The organism is Streptomyces sp. NPDC006385 (assembly GCF_040612485.1).
Classification (GTDB): Bacteria; Actinomycetota; Actinomycetes; order Streptomycetales; family Streptomycetaceae; genus Streptomyces.
Genome location: NZ_JBEXQG010000081.1, coordinates 17,664 through 35,026 on the forward strand (window position 1 = coordinate 17,664; position 17,363 = coordinate 35,026).

13 protein-coding genes are annotated in these 17,363 nt (G+C 68.3%); 11 read left to right on the forward strand and 2 right to left on the reverse strand.

What is annotated here, in order from left to right; translation table 11 throughout:
* The first annotated feature begins 170 nt into the window (after positions 1–170).
* The 7 genes from ABZ078_RS37870 (at position 171) to ABZ078_RS37900 (ending at position 9,936) form a co-directional block, all read left to right on the forward strand.
* Positions 171–1,937 (forward strand): asparagine synthetase B, encoded by a 1,767-nt coding sequence (locus ABZ078_RS37870; protein ID WP_356583075.1) that lies wholly within the window; start codon positions 171–173, stop codon positions 1,935–1,937.
* A 28-nt stretch (positions 1,938–1,965) separates the two neighbouring features.
* The gene (locus tag ABZ078_RS37875) at positions 1,966–2,400 is read left to right on the forward strand and encodes an NUDIX domain-containing protein (protein ID WP_356583076.1); all 435 of its coding nucleotides are present in this window, start codon (positions 1,966–1,968) and stop codon (positions 2,398–2,400) included.
* 75 nt (positions 2,401–2,475) lie between these two features.
* Complete coding sequence (locus ABZ078_RS37880; protein WP_356583077.1) at positions 2,476–3,795, forward strand: UDP-glucose/GDP-mannose dehydrogenase family protein; 1,320 nt, start codon at positions 2,476–2,478, stop codon at positions 3,793–3,795.
* A 318-nt stretch (positions 3,796–4,113) separates the two neighbouring features.
* Positions 4,114–5,664, forward strand: a complete 1,551-nt coding sequence (locus ABZ078_RS37885; protein ID WP_356583078.1) for an integrase — start codon at positions 4,114–4,116, stop codon at positions 5,662–5,664.
* Positions 5,661–7,394 carry a hypothetical protein gene (locus ABZ078_RS37890; RefSeq protein WP_356583079.1) on the forward strand — a complete coding sequence of 578 codons (1,734 nt, stop codon included), beginning with the start codon at positions 5,661–5,663 and terminating at the stop codon, positions 7,392–7,394. The genes ABZ078_RS37885 and ABZ078_RS37890 overlap by 4 nt, the downstream gene beginning before the upstream one ends.
* On the forward strand, positions 7,391–9,532 hold the full coding sequence (locus tag ABZ078_RS37895; RefSeq protein ID WP_356583080.1) for an integrase: 2,142 nt from the start codon (positions 7,391–7,393) through the stop codon (positions 9,530–9,532). The genes ABZ078_RS37890 and ABZ078_RS37895 overlap by 4 nt, the downstream gene beginning before the upstream one ends.
* Positions 9,529–9,936, forward strand: coding sequence for a hypothetical protein (locus tag ABZ078_RS37900; protein WP_356583081.1), 408 nt, complete (start codon positions 9,529–9,531; stop codon positions 9,934–9,936). Before ABZ078_RS37895 ends, ABZ078_RS37900 begins: the two co-directional genes overlap by 4 nt.
* Before the next feature lie 354 nt (positions 9,937–10,290).
* Here the strand turns inward: ABZ078_RS37900 and ABZ078_RS37905 are convergent, their stop codons facing one another.
* Together ABZ078_RS37905 and ABZ078_RS37910 are read right to left on the reverse strand one after the other, a co-directional pair.
* Entirely contained in the window at positions 10,291–11,283 is a 993-nt protein-coding gene (locus ABZ078_RS37905) for an IS481 family transposase (protein ID WP_356583082.1), read from the reverse strand.
* 231 nt (positions 11,284–11,514) lie between these two features.
* A complete protein-coding gene (locus ABZ078_RS37910) occupies positions 11,515–13,578 on the reverse strand; it encodes a PhoX family phosphatase (protein ID WP_356583083.1) in 2,064 nt (687 codons plus the stop codon).
* A gap of 420 nt (positions 13,579–13,998) precedes the next feature.
* Here ABZ078_RS37910 and ABZ078_RS37915 point away from each other — a divergent pair, with 420 nt between their 5' ends.
* The 4 genes from ABZ078_RS37915 to ABZ078_RS37930 form a co-directional block, all read left to right on the forward strand.
* A complete protein-coding gene (locus tag ABZ078_RS37915; RefSeq protein ID WP_356583084.1) occupies positions 13,999–14,970 on the forward strand; it encodes a PstS family phosphate ABC transporter substrate-binding protein in 972 nt (323 codons plus the stop codon).
* Positions 14,967–15,914 (forward strand): phosphate ABC transporter permease subunit PstC, encoded by a 948-nt coding sequence (pstC, locus tag ABZ078_RS37920; RefSeq protein WP_356583085.1) that lies wholly within the window; start codon positions 14,967–14,969, stop codon positions 15,912–15,914. Before ABZ078_RS37915 ends, pstC begins: the two co-directional genes overlap by 4 nt.
* On the forward strand, positions 15,911–16,816 hold the full coding sequence (pstA, locus tag ABZ078_RS37925) for a phosphate ABC transporter permease PstA (RefSeq protein ID WP_356583086.1): 906 nt from the start codon (positions 15,911–15,913) through the stop codon (positions 16,814–16,816). The genes pstC and pstA overlap by 4 nt, the downstream gene beginning before the upstream one ends.
* 62 nt (positions 16,817–16,878) lie before the next feature.
* A partial coding sequence (locus tag ABZ078_RS37930) for an ATP-binding cassette domain-containing protein (protein ID WP_356583087.1) occupies positions 16,879–17,363 on the forward strand: 485 nt, incomplete at its 3' end.

Consider the following 17,363-nt stretch of genomic DNA (forward strand, 5'->3'; position numbering starts at 1 on the left):
CTCGGCGGGCCGTGAACCGCGTTTGCGAGTTGTGAGCCCCCTTGCGAGCCCTCCCCCCGACCCGCGCGCGCGGCTGTGATGAGAGCCCAGGCCGCCGCCGGGACCGGAATGGATCTCCTTCCGGTGGCGGCCGCCGCCAAGGCACCACCACACTCGGGGGTGAACCAGATATGTGCGGAATCGCAGGACTGGCCGGAGCCGACGCCGCCTGGCACGAGCACACGGTCGGCGCCATGGGCGCCTCGCAGGCCCACCGCGGCCCGGACGGCACCGTGCACGCCGCCAGCTCGGACGGGCGGGCGGTGCTGGGCATGAACACGCTGCTGATCGTCGACCCGCAGGCGATGCCCGGCCCCTACCTGGAGCGCGAGACCGGCGTCCTCCTGGCGTTCAACGGCGAGATCTACAACTACCGCCAGCAGGCCCAGGCTTGGGGCGTCCCGCTCGGTCCTCGGGACACGGACGCGCACTTCGTGCTGCGGGCCTGGGCCAGGATCGGCCCGTCGTGCCTGGACGGGCTGGACGGCATGTTCGCCCTGGCGGTCTATGACCCGCGGGCCGGGAAGCTGTTCCTGGCCCGCGACCGGCTCGGTGAGAAGCCGCTCTACTGGCGCCTGGACGGCGGCCGGCTCGCGTTCGCCTCCGAGGTCACCACCCTGACCGGCTACGGCCCCGCCCCCTTGGTGCTGCGGCCCGAGGTCCTCGCGATCGAGACACCGGCCGGCGTCGACACCCCGTTCCAGGGCATCCAGCTGCTGGCCCCCGCCACCTTGCTGACCTTCGACATCGCGAGTGGCTCGCTCGACCAGCACACCTACTGGACCCTGGCCGACCGGCAGCCCTTCGAGGGCGCCTACGCCGAGGCCCTGGCGAAGTTCTCAGTGGTCCTGGCAGAGCAGGTCCCGCTGCGGGCCCCGGCCTGCGACTTTGCCCTCTTACTCTCCGGCGGGCTCGACTCGTCGGTGCTGGCCTACCTGCTGCGGCCACCGGTCTGCGTCACCGTCCGCTACCCCGGCCAGGACCGGCTCGACGAGTCCGTGATCGCCACGAGGATCGCGTCGGACATCGGCGCCGAGCTGGTGGTGGTCGAGCCGGACCCCATCGACTTCACCAAGGTGCTGCCGCACATGATGTCCGCGCTGGACTACCCGATGGGCAACGCGTCCACGTTCTCCGAGTACATGGCCTACCGGAGGATCGCTGACCTCGGGCTCAAGGTCGCGGTCGGCGGGCTCGGCCCGGACGAGTTCCTGATGGGCTATGTCCGTCACTCCTTGGTCCTGTTCGGACCGGATGCCGTGCTGGACGCCGGGATGGACGCCTACCGGCCGCTGGCCGCCAAGCTCATGCACGCCGCCGGCGAGGACCTCGACCCTGCCGAGGCGGTGACTCGTCTCGTCCTGCGCGGCCCCGACCCCGACGGCCGCATCCGGGACCTGATCGCCACCGCGATGGACAAGGCCGGCGGGGATCTGGCCCGCGGTCTCACCCTCGCGGACCTGGCGACGGCCTGGCGGCCGCTGGTGATGACCAGCGACAAGCTCGCCTCCGCCTACGCTCTCGAACGCCGGTCCCCCTACCTGGCCCGCGACCTGGTCGAGCTCTCCTACCGACTGCCCGCCGACCACAAGATCGCCCACCCCGCCGAGGGCAAGCGAATCCTGCGGGACTCCGCGAAGGCCCTCGGACTGCCCCGGGAGGTCTGGGGCAGCCGGGACAAGCTCGGCTTCGCCTCGCCGGTCCCCGCCTGGCTGAACGGCCAGCTCGCAGCCTGGGCGGACGCCCAGATCCACACGGCCCTCGCGGAGGCGCCGCCGGCGATGCGTCCGCTGCTGGAGGGCGGGCTCAAGCCGGGCGGACGGTTCGACCGCACCCGGATGCAGGCCCTCATGGCGGCCGCCTGGTTTTGCGACCAGACGGTGAGCGCTGCCGCATGATGATCCCTCACCTCACTACGGTGTCCGGATGCACCAGGACACCACTGCCGACAGCCCGGCCACCGCCCGCGGAGCGGTCGCGATCATCGCCAACCGCCGCGGCGAACTCCTCCTCCACCTCCGTGATGATCTGCCCGGCATCGCCTGGCCGGACCACTGGAGTGTCCTGGGCGGCGGCTGCGACCCCGAAGAAGAGCCCCGCGACGCGATCGTCCGAGAGCTCGGCGAAGAAGCCGGCCTCGTCGTCGCAGATCTCACCGAGCTGTTCGAGATCCGCGACGAGCACGGCTCCGGCCAGCTGATCACCTTCTTCGCCGCCTCCTGGGATGGCGATGAGACCCAACTCCCGCTCGCCGAGGGCGTCAAGCTCCAGTTCTTCGCCCCCGAACACCTCGGCATCCTCACGATCCCGCCATTCATCCGGGACGGGATCAACCGCTATCTGGCCGCCCGGCCCGCCTGACCACCCCGCCCTTCCGGACGGGGAAGAGGTGGGGCCGCCCCTGGCGGCCCCACCTCGGAAGGAACCCCCGCCCTCATGAAGCTCACCGTGATCGGCTGCGGCTACCTCGGCGCCACCCACGCGGCCTGCATGGCCGAACTCGGCCACCAGGTACTCGGCATGGACTCCGACATGGACAAGGTCCACGTCCTCAACTCCGGCAAGGCCCCGTTCCACGAACGCGACCTCGACGACATGCTCGCCCGCCACACCGCCTCGGGACGCTTGAAGTTCACCGCCTCCTACGCGGAGGCTGCGGCCTTCGCCGACCTGCACTTCGTCGGGGTCGGCACCCCCCAACAGCCCGGCGAGAACGCCTACGACCTGACCCACCTGTTCTCGGCGGTCCGTCAGCTCGCACCCCGCATCAAGGGACCGGCCGTCGTCGCGGTGAAGTCGACCGTTCCGGTCGGCACTGCACCCCGCGTCCGCGACCTCCTCCACGAGTTCGCACCGGCTGGCGACCGCGTCGAGGTCGCCTGGAACCCGGAGTTCCTACGCGAGTCGTTCGCCATCGAGGACACTCTCCGCCCCGACCGGCTCGTCCTCGGCTTCGAGACCGAGGACTCCTGGGCAGAAGCCGTCCTGCGGCAGTGCTTCGGCAAGATCATCGAATCGGGGACGCCGACGATCGTCACCGACTGGGCCACCGCCGAGCTCGCCAAGGCGTCCGCGAACGCCTTCCTCGCCACGAAGATCTCCTTCATCAACGCGGTCGCCGAGGTCTGCGAAGCCTCCGGCGCCGACGTCGGCCAGCTCGCCGAAATCCTCGGCCACGACGCACGCATCGGCCGCCGCGGCATGCGACCCGGCCTCGGCTTCGGCGGCGGCTGCCTGCCTAAGGACATCCGCGGCTTCATGGCCCGCGCCGGCGAGCTCGGCGTCGACCAGGCCCTGACGATCCTTCGCGAGGTCGACGCGATCAACAACCGGCGCCGCGAGCGCATGGTCGACCTCGCCCGCGAACAGCTCGACGGCAACCTCATGGGCAAGCAGATCACCGTCTGGGGTGCCGCTTTCAAGCCCAACACCGACGACATCCGCGACTCACCCGCCCTCGCCGTTGCGCAGAAGCTCCACCACCTCGGCGCCAAGGTAACCGTCACCGATCCCCAGGCCCTGGACAACGCCCGCAAGGCACACCCCGAACTCGACTACGTCGACGACCCCATCGCCGCCGTCCAGGACACCGACCTGCTGCTGCACCTCACCGAGTGGCCGCAGTTCTCCCACATCGACCCGCACCGCCTCGCCGCCCGCACCGCCACCCCGCGCGTCATCGACGGCCGCGGCACCCTCAATGCCGACACCTGGCGCGACGCCGGCTGGACCGTTCGCGCCCTGGGCCGCCCCTGAGCCGCAGTTTCGTCGCCCGGCCCATTACGCCTCCGCAATCGGCGCACGCGGCCGGGGCCACGCCAGAGCCGCCAACAGCGCTCTGGCGATCATGGAAGCGATGGCACACTGATGGGCCCAACTTGCCCATTGTGCACGGGAGATCAGCTGCTGAACGCCACCCCCGCCGCCGAGGCCCAGCGAGCCGAAACTGCCGGGGAACGTACCGGCGGCTGCCTGTGCGGCCGCATCCGCTTCACCACCCGAGGTCCAGCAGTCTTCCCGCACACCTGTTTCCCTGATGATTGAGTGAGTTCAAGGGACTCACAGGGGTGGCATATGGACGAGTGGTGGCTGGTGTTCGTGCCGGATCCGGAGCGGTGGGAGCCGCTGCCGGAGGAGGGGGTGCTGGGGGTCCGTGACTTGCCGGCAGCGGTGGCCGCGGTGGGGCTGCAGCCGGGCGATCCGGTTTTTGTACGGCCTGATTTCGCGGTCGATCCCGAGCTGCTGGAATTCGTACTCTCCTCGGAATTCCATCCTCTGGAGCGGGAAACTCGGCGGAATTACGCGTTGGATATCCGGCTGTTGCTGACTTGGTTGTGGCGACGCGGGATCCCGTGGCGGCAGGCGACGGAGAGGGACTTACGCGCGTACAGGGAATTTCGGTGCGACTCGCCACTCAACCCAAGCCGAATCAGCGGGACGAAGTGGGATCGGGAAGCGTCGGCTTTCACACGGCTCTACCGGTGGGCGAAGGTCAGCCCGCTGCCGGTGGACAGCCAGCGACGGACGGACCGCGCCGCGGACGCCCGCAGCTCGCGGGTGTCGTGGCTGACACCGCGAACCTGGGGGCTTTGGCAGGACGTGGGCCTTCGCGGCCTCGGTCCGGACGGAACACCGGTGCCGGGCTGGGACGCGCGGACCGAGCTTCGGAACACCTCGTTCGTCGGGTTCACCCTCAGCTCGGGACTGCGGCGGCAGGAATCCGGCGCCATCTTGACGTTCGAAGTGCCGTCCCGACCGCTGCGCTCGGGCCGCTACTGCCATGGGCAAATGGCCCGAGCGCTGTCCCGCTCGAAGCGAGACCGGACGTTCTACGCGTCGGTCGACTCATCGCGCCAGGTCGGCGCCTACGCGGAGTCGGAGCGGGCCTGGGCAGTCGATCGGGCCCAGGCCCAGGGACGCTACGAGAAGTTGCCGCTGATGCGGCTGATCACGAAGGTCACGACGGGCCGTACCCCGACGGTCCACTGGGTCGACCGCGACGGCATCCCAGGGCGACATGACCTGAGCCTGCTCGACTGGCGCGAGCGGCAGTGGCTGTTCGTCGAGGGACCCCGGGGCCCGGAGCCGGCGTGGCTGTGGCTGACCGAGCAAGGGCTGCCCATGCTGCCGGACCGATGGAACACCGTGTTCCGGCAGGCCAACCAACGATGCGAACAGGCTCTGCTCACCCCGGAAGAACGCGAGGCGCCCCGGCTGCTCCGGGTCGCGGAGAGCCGCGGGAAGGTCCCGTACGCGACGCCCCACTCCATGCGGCACTCGATGGCGCTCTACATGTTGATCCTGCTCAACGAGTTGATGGACAAGAAGTACGGGCTGACCGCAGCGGACCGGCGCGACTTCGCCCAGCTCTACGGCGACCCGTGGTGGCTGGTGAAGACCCTGCTGGGGCACAAGGACGTTGAGACGACGAAGGAGCACTACCTCCGCCCGGTCATGCACCTGCAGCTGGAGTCGATCCTCGCCTTCGACACCGAGGGCGAGCATGACGAGACGGACGAGACGAAGGATCTGAACGGTCTGTTCGCCCGGCTGGCCCGGGAGACCTCCGGGATCCAGGACATCGAGGTGCTGGTCGAGGCCCGGCCCGTCGCGGCAGCATCGTGAGCGGGCGGGGACGCAAGGCCGTCCTGCCGCCGCCGGACTTCCAGGCAACCCAGCGAATAGCCGCCGACGGACTGCAGGTCACCGTGGTCAACAAGGAGGGCTACAAGCGGGCCTTCGACTTCGCCGAGATCTCCGTACCGCAGCCGATGCGCGGTTCACTCGCACGAGCGTTCGCCGCGCAGTCCATGCGATGGAACAGCCACTCCAGCGGCGAATCGTATTGGCGGTCCGTGGAGGTCTTCGCCCGGTTCCTCAAGGATCAAGAGCACCCGGCCGAGGATCTCGGCAACCTCACCTCGGCCACGCTCCGGCTCTGGCGCAACAATCACAAGGACACCCCCGGCGGGCGTGAGGCCCTCGCGAAGGTCCGCACGCTGCTCAAGCGGGAGCCTCGGCTGTCCGAGGGCCTGGCCGCCGAGGAACTGGCCCGCCCTGTTCCGAAGAAGGGCAAGCCGTCCAAGCAGTCCTACCGGCCGTCGGAACGCGACCAGGTGCTGCAGACCGCCGAACGGCAGTTCCGGGCCGCGCTGCTGCGGATCCGGGAGAACACCACGCTGCTGAACCGCTACCGGGCGGGCTCGCTGGACCCGACCAGCCGTGAGTGGAGAGTCGCGTCCGCCCTCGAGTACTTGGCCTCCACGGGCGAACTGCCCGGGTACCCGGACAAGGAAGGGACGGTCTACACCCGGGCCGAGCATCTGCTGCGCGGAAAGAACCGCGGGAAGACGACCGGCCGGCTGTTCCTCAGCCGGGCGGAGCTGACGGCGCTGGCTGTGATGATGACCGACCGCTACGGCTGGAACCTGTCGGTCTACGACCGTCTGCACGTGCCCGTGATCACCCCATCCGCAGGAGAGAAGACCACGGTCACCTACGAGGTCCTGGTGGAGAAGCGCCGCTCCGGCGAGGGCAGGTGGTTCGCCACGGAGAACTACACCGACTCCGGCGCGGACTCGCCAGGCCGGCTCATCACCCAGGCCCTGGAAGCCACGAAGCACGGGCGGACCCTGGCCGCCGCCCTGTCACCGGGCCACGACCTGCTGATGGTCGCCCGCAACCGGCGCCGGACGGACGTGGACTCCAATCTGGACAGGCCCCGGAACGTCGGCCCGTTGTGCTTCGGGGTGTCCAAGGCCGACGCGCGAGTATGGGCGAGATCCCACAACATCGGCTCGCCCTTCCAACGTGCCCGCCGGACGACCGTCACCACGACGGGAAAGCCGCTGCAGCACAAGCCTGGCACCCACGAGAGTATCTACGTCCTGCCCGACGAGAACGTCCAGGAAGCCGCCGTGGACGTCATCGCGGCCGGCGCCGAGGAGGCGCTCGAACAGGCCCGCGACTACACCTTCCACGGGCGTCTGACGGACGCGGCCAACGAGGCCCACCAGGAGACCGCGACGGCGGACTGCGCGGATGAGGACAACAGCCCCTGGCCGGACCCGAACGGGGGCTGCGGCGCCGACTTCCTGCTCTGCCTGTCCTGCGAGAACTCCCGGGTTCACACCGGCCACCACCCGCGCCTCGCGCTTCTTCGCCGACAGCTGATCTCGCTTCGCTCCGCCTGGCCCGAGAAACTCTGGCGCGAGCGCTGGGACGAGCATCTCCAGCGACTCGATGACCTGCGGTCAAAGGTCAACGAGAGCACCTGGGATGCGGCACTGGGCCGGGTAACCGACCGCGACCGCGTGATCATCGACCACCTGCTTGAGGGAGACCTGGCCCCGTGACGACCGCACTGTCCGTCGAGGCCGATCCTTACATCCTGCCGCTGCCGGAGCCAGACAGCCCGGTCGTCATGGAACGGTGGATCAGCGCTGGCAACACCCACGCCAACTCCGTCTACAGCGACGACATCTGGTCGCTTGGCCCGCTGACCGACAACCCCGGGGACAGCATCCACAAGATCAATCTGAGGAAGTGCCCGGCCACCTTGCGGAGCGAGGTCCGTCGTGTCCTCTGGGTCCTGATCAACGGCGAGCTGCGCCCCACCTACATACGGGAACGCGGCTTTCAGAACCGGACACGCGACGGCGTGACCAGCATGCGCGACAACATCATCCAGTGGATGAAGTTCGTACGCTGGCTCGACCGACAAGGCGTGTCCCAGCTCAGCGACTGCACCACGGAGCACTGGAAGGCGTACGCCGCCAAGTACGCCAGCGGCTGTACGCGCGGTCATGCCCTGACGATTCTGCGCTGGCTCTCGGACCTGTGGGCCTTCGACCAGCTCTCAGCCAGCCCCTGCGGCATTACGCGTCCTCCCTGGGAGGACGAGGGCATCGACGACTATCTACCCGCCGAGACGGGAGAGGCAGGCGGGGAGAACAAGACCGAGCCGCTGGATCCGACCGTGATCGGCCCTCTGCTCACCTGGTCCATCCGTCTGGTCGAGGACTTCTCCGGCGACATCCTGGCCGCCTGGGACGAACGCCGCCGCATGCACGCACAGGTGACAGCCGCCAAGACCACCCGCGAGGGCCTGGCAGCTCTCAAGAGCTATCTGCTGCCTCTGATCAACTCCGGTGCACCGCTGCCCGCCACCGTGAGCCGACTGCACGGCGTCACACTGTCCCACCACTACGTCGCCGCGGTCACCGGGTGCAGCCGCACCCAAGTCCAGACTATCGTCGCCCGGCGCGGACTCTACCGACTCGCGGCTCAGCGGCCTGGCCCCAGCCCGATGCAGGTGCCGGTTACGGGCCGGATCGAGGGACGGCCATGGCGCGAGTTCATGGACTACGAGGAGACGCCGATCCTGGTGCGACACCTGGCTACGGCAGCCGCAATCGTGATCTTGTACTTGACTGGGATGCGCTCCCAGGAGGCACGGTCGCTGCGATCCGGGTGCTGCCCCGACCCGCAACCGAATCCCGACGGCTCCACGCCGCGGCATCTGATCCGCTCCCACCACTACAAGAACGTCCGCGACTCTGACGGGCACCATGTCTCCGCCGGCGAGGAGCGGGCAGTCCCATGGGTCGCGATCACTCCGGTCGTCAACGCCATCCGCGTCCTGGAACGCATCGTCCCCAAGGACGAGCTCTTGTTCAGCTCCACCCACCACGACATCGTCTCCCAGCGAAGGCACCACGGTGCGCTGAAGCGGGCCACGCTGGATCGCCGCGTCGAGAACCTCGTGTCGTGGATCAACCAGGAGGCCACTGCTCAGGGCCTGCCGGCTCAACGGGTACCGGATGACCCGCACGGCAACCTTGGACTGAGCCGTCTGCGCAGAACCCTGGCCTGGCACATCGCCCGCCGGCCCGGTGGCCTGGTCGCCCTCGCCATCCAGTACGGACACATGCGCACCGCCCTGGATGCCCGCACCTCCAGCGGCTACGGCAGCCGCGAGCGCAGAGGCTTCCACGGAGAACTCGACGTCGAGACCGCCCTCGCCGCAGCGACCACCGCTGCACGTCTGCGCGACGCCACGGCGGCCGGCGAGAAGATCTCCGGCCCGGCAGCGCGGCGGGCAATCGTCGGAGCGGCCTCGATCCCCAGCTTCGAAGGTGCCCTGACCACCCCGAAGGCCGCCGCTAAGTTCCTCGCGCGTGATGGCCTCGTCCTCTTCGACAACCCGGACTCGTTCCTCATCTGCGCCTTCAAGCGGGACACGGCCCTGTGCGATCCGGATCCCGGAGCGACGGCACCCAACCAGTTCGCCTGCCAGCTCGGCTGCGGCAACGCGATCCGCACTGACAGCCACGCGCGGGCAGCACGGGAGCACGCTGATCGGCTCGATGCGAAGGCAGCCCTCGTGCCCCAGCCCCTGGGCGACCGGTTTCGCCGAACAGCCGGCCGCTTCCGTGCACTCGCCGACGCCCACGACGCCACCGCACAGTCCGCCGAGGAGGCCATCGCATGAACCAGCAGCACGGGGACGAACGCTCGCGCATCCGCGCGGCCATGGACCGTCTCCTGGCCGGCCAGCCCACCAGCTCCAACGGCAGCCTCACGGCGGTCGCGCTCGCCGCAGAAGCCGGTGTTCACCGCATGGCTCTGCAAAAGCGCCACGCCGACCTCAAGGAAGCGTTCTACGCGCGAGTGCGCGCAGAGACGCACCAAACGCCGGAAGTTGAAAGGCGACTCCGTAAAGAAGTGGTCCGCCTAAAGGAAGCCCTCGGGGAGTCCCGGGCTGCCGAGGCCGAATCCCGGCGCCGAGCGGAGCAGGTAGTCCTCGCAGCCGCCGTCCTCATCCTCAGGAAGTCCACTGACCAAGACCAAACCGTCCCGGAGAACGTCATTTTTCTGCGCCCGTTCCGCGACTGAGAGCTCTGGACGGTAGGTGGTGGAACCGAGTTCTTTGCTGGTGTGGGTGGCGGTCGTCCATGACGCTCACGAGTCCGCGGATCTTCCACAACGCCCTGGACATGGCTGGGATCGTCCTGGCGCTTGCAGCAGCCACCCTCGTTGACTCTTCGAGTCATCGCAAGCGGTCGTCGTCCAACCCTGCCATGGCAGGCACCTGGCATCGCCGACAGTGCTGCCCTCCGCTGCCAGGGACGGCGGTTGGCGTGAAGGCTACGGGGTGCTGGGCGGATGGGCCCGGGCGGCTCCGTGACCATGCCGGGTGGGTCTTCCAAGGCTGCTTCGCCTGTGCTCTGCCTAGGCGCTCTCAACGCTCTAGGTGTACTGCCCAGGGACGTTGGTCAACCTGGTGATGGGTGGTTTGCCGCCGGTTGCGGTGTGGGGGCGGTGGTGATTGTAGTGATGGAGCCAGGCCGGTAGTGCTTTGCGGCGGGCTGATTCGCTGGAGTAGAAGCGGCCCAGTGCCCAGCCGTCGGCGAGGGTGCGGTGGAAGCGTTCGACCTTGCCGTTCGTCTGGGGCCGGTAGGGGCGGGTCTTCTTCGGTGTGATGCCCAGCTCGGCGCAGGCTTGTGCCCAGTGCCGGGAGCGGTAGGCCGAGCCGTTGTCGGTCAGGACCCGTTCGATGCTCACTTGGCGGGCGGCGAACCAGTCGACCGCGTGGCCAAGGACACCGACCGCGGTGACGGCTGTCTCGTCGTCGCAGATCTCGGCGTAGGCGACACGGGAGTGGTCGTCGACGACGGTGTGGACGAATGCGGTTCCCAGCAGTGGTCCGCGGTATTTGTTGCGGGGTTTGCCGGGGGTCGCGGCACGGTTCTTGCGGCCCTGGGTGCGGCCGACGTAACGCCAGCCGCCGCCGTCGGGCACGTTACCGAGCTTCTTGACGTCGATGTGGAGCATCGCGCCCGGGTGGGGGTGTTCGTAGCGGCGGACCGGCTCGCCGGTGGCGCGGTCGATGTGGGACAGCCGGTTGATCCGGCACCGGGTCAGCACCGCGTGCACGGTGGAAGCCGGCATGCCCAGCCGTCCGGCGATCTGCACCGGTCCCAGTCGCTGCTTCCACCGCAGGTGAACGATCTTGCGGACCGTTGGTCGGGATGTGCGGGCCGGGCTGCGATGCGGCCGTGATGACCGGTCGTGCATGGCCGCCGGGCCAGCCTCGGCGTAACGGTCGGCCCACCGCTTGGCGGTGGGCCAGGAGACGTCGTAGCGCTCGGCCGCACGGGCCACTGGCCATCCCTCATCGACAATGAGACGCGCCAGGCGAAGACGTGCACGGGGCGTCAGAGCGGCGTTAGCGTGAGACACGAAGGCCTCCTGGTTGGCGGAGCGGTTCCTCGACAGCTCCACTCCACAACCGGAGGCCTTCGTCATCGGCCAGATTGAGACCGTGTCGTCACACAAACTCGACCAACCTGCCTGGGCAGTACATCTAGGGCAGCAGGACCAGGTTCTGCCTCTGGGGTAGACACTAACCGGCGCGCCCCTGTCGGCCTGGCCGACGACGGCTGCCAGGCCGGCAGGGATGTGAAGCCGTGGCTACCGGCGCTTTTCCTTCCAGACCGTCACGACGGACGGCCGAGGGATGCTGCCGGGTCCGTCGGGCCAGAGGGAGCCGGGGTTCTCGGCGGTGGAGCCGTCGGTCTCGCCCGGGTGCTGGGGTGCGACGAGTACGCGGTCCCTGGTGATGATGGGGCCGCAGCACTCGGCGCCCGTGGGGACAGTAAGGAACTGCTTGACGTGCCCGCGCTGGGAACCCTTGACGGGTACGGCGAAGAGGCCGTCGTTGAAGCCGAGGGCTGCGCCGTCGGTGGCGATCCACAGGTTGCCGTACTCGTCGAAGGCCACGTTGTCGGGGCAGGAGATCGGGCTGACCTGGCTCTTGTCGAAGCCGGCGAAGTACGTCGAGGGGTCCTCGGGATCGCCGCAGACCAGCATCAGACGCCAGCGGAAGCTCTCCGCCGCCGCGTTCCGGTGTCGTTCTTCGAGTTCGAGGACGTGGCCGTGCTTGTTGCCGGTGCGGGGGTTGGCCTCGTCCGGGCCCGCCTTGCCGGTGGCGCCTCGGTCTTTGTTGTTGGTCAGGGTGACGTAGACCCGGCCGGTGTACGGGTGTGGCTCCACGTCCTCGGGGCGGTCCATCTTGGTGGCGCCCGCCTTGTCGGCCGCCAGGCGCGTGAAGATGTACACCTCTTCCGCGCTCATCCCCGGCACGTGGGAGACGTTGCCGGTCGCGAGCGGGATCCACTCGCCGGAACCGTCGAACTCTCCGTCGGACGGGATGTTTCCGGTGCCGTCGATCTCGGTGGACGGGCTGTCCCCGGTGAACTTCGCGACGTACAGGGTGCCTTCGTCGAGCAAACGCAGGTTGTGCTCGCGTGCGGCCCGGCTGTGGCCCTTCTTGTACGCGTGCTTGGAGACGTACTTGTAGAGGTAGTCGAAGCGTTCGTCGTCGCCCATGTAGAGGGCGACCCGGCCGTCGCGGGTCAGGCGGGGCTCGGCTGCCTCGTGCTTGAAGCGGCCCAGCGCGGTGCGTTTGCGCGGCGTGGAGTGCGGGTCGTAGGGGTCGATCTCGACGATCCAACCGTGCCGGTTGGGCTCGTTGGGTTCCTTGGCGATGTCGAAGCGGTCGTCGAAGCGTTCCCACTTGCGTCCGCTCGCCCCGGTGGGCAGGCCGTAGCGGGCCAGGCGGGCCTTGGCCACGGGGTCCGTGACCGCGGCGGCGTTGGCGAAGTACTGGTTGAAGTTCTCCTCGCCGGACAGCACGGTGCCCCAGGGCGTGATGCCGCCGCCGCAGTTGTTGAGGGTGCCGAGCACCATGCGTCCCGTGGGGTCGGCGTTGGTCTGCAACAAGGCGCTGCCGGCCGCCGGGCCGGTGAGGGCGAAGGGGGTGGTTGCGGTGATGCGGCGGTTGAGGACGTCACCCACGACCGGCCACAGCCGGCCCGAGCGGCCGTCCTCGCGTACGACGAGGACGGTCAGGCCGTGGGCAGCCCAGGCGGTCTCGACCTGTTCGCGGGTGGGGGCGGCCGGGTCGTAGCCGTAGAACATGATCTCTTCGTTGGTGTACTCGTGGTTGACCACGAGCAGTTGCTGGTCACGCCGGTGAGGGACGTCCAGCAGGGCCATGTAGTCGGCGTTGTATCCGAACTGCCGTGCCTGCGCCCGTGCGCTCTGCTTACGGGCGTCGAAGCGGGGAGCTGCGGTGAGGACCGGGTCGCCCCAGCGGATCACGACCTGCTGGCCGTATCCCTCGGGAACGACGACGGCGTCGGCGGTGTTCGGGGCAACCGGGGCGAAGTCCAGGCCACGCGGGGAGCGCCAGCCGGACGGCCGTCCCTGGCCGGCAGCCGCAGGTGCCGTCGCCGCACCAGCGGCACCGCTCGCGAGAGCGATCACCGCGGCCCCCTTGAGGACTCCTCTGCGTGACAGCGCCCGTTTCACGACATCGCCGAAGTACGGATTCAGCGAACGGTTGGGTGCGTCGTGCGCGCACGCGTCGCCACAGCGGTAGCGGCAGGTCAGCGCAGAGCGAGCGGTGTTGTGGCTGGGGAGCACGGGCAGCTCGATGCCGCTCCCGGTGCGGTCGCCGGACTGGTCAAGCACGGTTGCCTCCACGCGATCGAAGTAGGGGTTCCCAGCCGCCTGAACATAGGCGGCGATCGATGCGTGACGCTAGAGGGCTGTCCTCCATCCGGGGGCGTCCGTAAGGTGAACCCCGGCCGAACACTGCCTGCCCGAAGCGTGCGCGTCGACCCGTGAGGCTAGCTTTCACTTACCTGCGCCTTACTGGTCCGGGCCGCCCGTGCCCCCATAAAAGGCCAGGTCAGGGGCTTGTAGTCATCTCCCGAATCTCCATAACAAGATCCTTCTATATAGATAAACCGCTATGATTCATGCGAGGGAAGGGTCTCGTACACCTTCTGTTCACATAGACTGGCTTCGATCCAAGTGTCCGAGCGGCGCGCACCGCGCACTCATCCAGACGGCCGGAAAGCTCCGGCAGACACGAGGATTGAGAGTCACGTGAACATTCCCACTTCGTTGCGCCGGGCCAAGGCTCCACTGGCCCTGACGGCTGCTGTGATGCTGGCCGCGAGTGCGTGTGGCGGCGGTGACGCCGGCGGCTCCGGTGATGGGCTGTCGGGCAAGGTGCTGATCGACGGGTCCAGCACGGTCGCTCCGCTGACGAGTGCGGCGGCTGAGTTCTATGCCGAGGAGCCGGGCAAGAACGAGGTCCGGGTTACGGTGGCCACGTCCGGCACCGGCGGCGGTTTCAAGAAGTTCTGCGTCGGTGAGTCCGACATCTCCAACGCCTCGCGTCCGATCAAGGACGAGGAGGTCAAGACCTGCGAAGAGAACAACGTCAAGTACGAGCAGTTCGCGGTCGCCAACGACGGACTCTCCGTCGTGGTCAGCAAGGACAACACCTGGGCCAAGTGCCTCACCGTCGAGCAGCTGAAGAAGATCTGGGAGCCCGGCTCCAAGGTCAACAACTGGAATCAGGTCGACCCCAAGTTCCCGAATGAGCCGCTGAAGCTCTTCGGCGCGGGCACCGACTCCGGCACCTTCGACTACTTCACCGAGGCCATCAACGGTGAGGAGGGCGCCTCCCGCACCGACTACAGCGGTACCGAGGACGACAACGTCACCGTGACGGGCGTGTCCGGGACCAAGGGCGGCATGGGCTACTTCGGCTACTCCTACTACGAGGAGAACAAGGACAAGGTGAAGGTCCTCGACATCGACGGCGGTGACGGCTGTGTCACGCCCAGCGTCGAGAGCGTGCAGGACGGCTCGTACAAGCCGCTCGGCCGGCAGCTCTACATCTACCCCTCGGACGCGGGTCTGAAGAAGAAGCAGGTGCTCGACTTCGTCGAGTACTACGTCGAGAACAACAAGAAGATCGCTGAAGACGCCCAGTTCATCCCGCTCAACGCCGAGCAGGAGAAGGAGCTCGAGGCGAACCTGGCGAAGCTGAAGGAAGCCGCCAAGTGACCGGCTCCACCACTCAGTCCGCCGCAGGGACTGGGCATCAGTCCCTGCGGCGGACACGCCCGCGCTACGGTGAAGCCGCGATCAAGGGCGTGCTGCTGACCGCGGCCCTGGTCTCGGTCGCCACCACGGTGGGCATCGTCGTCTCACTGATCCCCCCGGCCGTTGAGTTCTTCGACAACGTCGACCTGGGCGAGTTCTTCACCGGCACCAAGTGGACCCCGCTGTTCGCCGACAAGCACTTCGGTGTGCTGCCCCTGGTGGCCGCCACGCTCGTGATCACAGGCATCGCGCTGCTGGTCGCGATCCCGGTCGGTCTCGGCGCGGCGATCTACCTCAGTGAGTACGCCAAGCCCGGCCTCCGCAAGGTCCTCAAGCCCAGCCTGGAGATCCTGGCCGGCATTCCCACCGTGGTCTACGGCTTCTTCGCGCTGGCGTTCATCACGCCCCTGCTGCAGGACGTCCTGCCCAGCGACTGGTCGGTTTCGGTGCGCAACGGTCTCGCGGCCGGTCTGGTCATGGGCGTCATGATCGTGCCGACCATCGCCTCGCTCACCGAGGACGCGCTGTCCGCGGTGCCCCACGCGCTGCGCGACGGAGCGTTCGCGCTGGGCTCGGGCAAACGCACGGTCTCGGTCCGTGTCGTCGTTCCCGCGGCCCTGTCCGGCATCGTCGCCGCCTGCGTCCTGGGCATCTCCCGGGCCGTCGGCGAGACCATGATCGTTCTCATCGCGGCGGGTTCGACACCGGAGTTCACCGTGAACCCGCTGGTCGAGATGGAGACGATGACCGCCTTCATCGCACGTGCCGCCTCCGGCGACGTGCCGGTCGGCTCGATCGCCTACAACACCATCTTCGCGGTGGGCGCCCTGCTCTTCCTGGCCACATTCCTGATGAACATGATCAGCATTCGTCTGGTGCGCAAGTACCGGGAGGTGTACGAATGACCGCCCCCGTATTGCAGAAGCCGGCGCCGGCTTCCGGCCGCAGTCCGCTGGCCGGCCCCCGGTGGCGCCCGGGCGAGAGCCTGTTCCGCTGGGTGCTCCTGGCCTGCCTGGCCCTCGGTATCGTCTTCCTCGTCTCGCTGATGTCGTACATCCTGGTCGAGGCGTGGCCGCGGCTGGACTCGCGGCTGTGGGAGAACTTCCCCTCCATCCGCCGGCCGGAGAACGCCGGCGCCCAGTCCGCGATCTTCGGCACGATCTGGGTCATCTCCTTCACCGCACTGTTCTGCCTGCCGACCGGCATCATGGCGGCGATCTACCTGGAGGAGTACGCCGACTCGAACCGCTGGTACAACCGGCTGATCGAGCTCAACATCCAGAACCTGGCCGCCGTTCCGTCGATCATCTACGGCATCCTCGGACTGGGCCTGCTGGCCCGGCAGTTTGGGCTCGGCACCACGGTGCTGACCGCCGCGCTGACGCTGTCCCTGCTGGTGCTGCCCGTGGTGATCATCTCCTCGCGGGAGGCCATCAGGGCCGTGCCGCAGTCCATCCGGCACGCGTCCCTCGCGCTCGGGGCCACCCAGTGGCAGACCATCTGGCGCCAGGTGCTGCCCGCCGCCGTGCCGGGCATGGCCACCGGCGCGATCCTCGCCCTGTCCCGGGCGATCGGCGAGGCAGCCCCCGTGATCATGCTGGGTGCCGTCACGTTCGTCATGTTCAACCCCGAAGGGCTGCAGAGCGAGTACACCGTGCTCCCGGTGCAGATCTACAACTGGATCAGCCAGTCCCGCACAGAGTTCCACCACCTGGCCGCCGCGGCCATCATCCTGCTCCTTGGGCTCCTGCTGCTGATGAACGCCGCCGCGATCTGGCTCCGCAACCGCTACTCCCGCCGGTGGTGACCCGAATGCCGCAGACAACCAACAGCCTCGTCACCACCGCCACCTCTCCGCAGGAGACCGCCATGACCACCTCCTCCGACGCCCCCAGCGGCGGCACGAAGACCCCGCAGGTCACCTTCCGGGACGCCCCTCCGCTGACGAGCCCGGTCTTCGAGGTCGGCGGCCTGTCCGTCTTCTACGGCGACCACGAGGCCGTCCGCGACGTCAACATGACCATCGGACACCAGCAGATCACCGCGATGATCGGCCCGTCCGGCTGCGGCAAGTCCACGGTGCTGCGCTGCTTCAACCGGATGAACGACCTCGTGCCGACCGCGCGTGTGGCGGGTAAAATCCGCTACCACGACGAGGACCTGTACGGGAAGGACGTCGACCCCATCGAGGTGCGCCGCCGCATCGGGATGGTCTTCCAGAAGCCCAACCCCTTCCCCAAGTCGATCTACGACAACATCGCCTACGGCCCCCGGGTGGGCGGCTTCAAGGGCAACCTCGACGACCTGGTCGAGGAGACCCTCACCCACGCCGCGCTGTGGGACGAGGTCAAGGA

What these genes read in the sequence shown, in the direction of transcription:
- pstA (WP_356583086.1), top strand. Translation starts at nt 15,911, where the DNA reads ATGACCGCCCCCGTATTGCAGAAGCCGGCGCCGGCTTCCGGCCGCAGT.
- ABZ078_RS37885 (WP_356583078.1), top strand. Translation starts at nt 4,114, where the DNA reads ATGGACGAGTGGTGGCTGGTGTTCGTGCCGGATCCGGAGCGGTGGGAG.
- ABZ078_RS37875 (WP_356583076.1), top strand. Translation starts at nt 1,966, where the DNA reads ATGCACCAGGACACCACTGCCGACAGCCCGGCCACCGCCCGCGGAGCG.
- ABZ078_RS37900 (WP_356583081.1), top strand. Translation starts at nt 9,529, where the DNA reads ATGAACCAGCAGCACGGGGACGAACGCTCGCGCATCCGCGCGGCCATG.
- ABZ078_RS37870 (WP_356583075.1), top strand. Translation starts at nt 171, where the DNA reads ATGTGCGGAATCGCAGGACTGGCCGGAGCCGACGCCGCCTGGCACGAG.
- ABZ078_RS37880 (WP_356583077.1), top strand. Translation starts at nt 2,476, where the DNA reads ATGAAGCTCACCGTGATCGGCTGCGGCTACCTCGGCGCCACCCACGCG.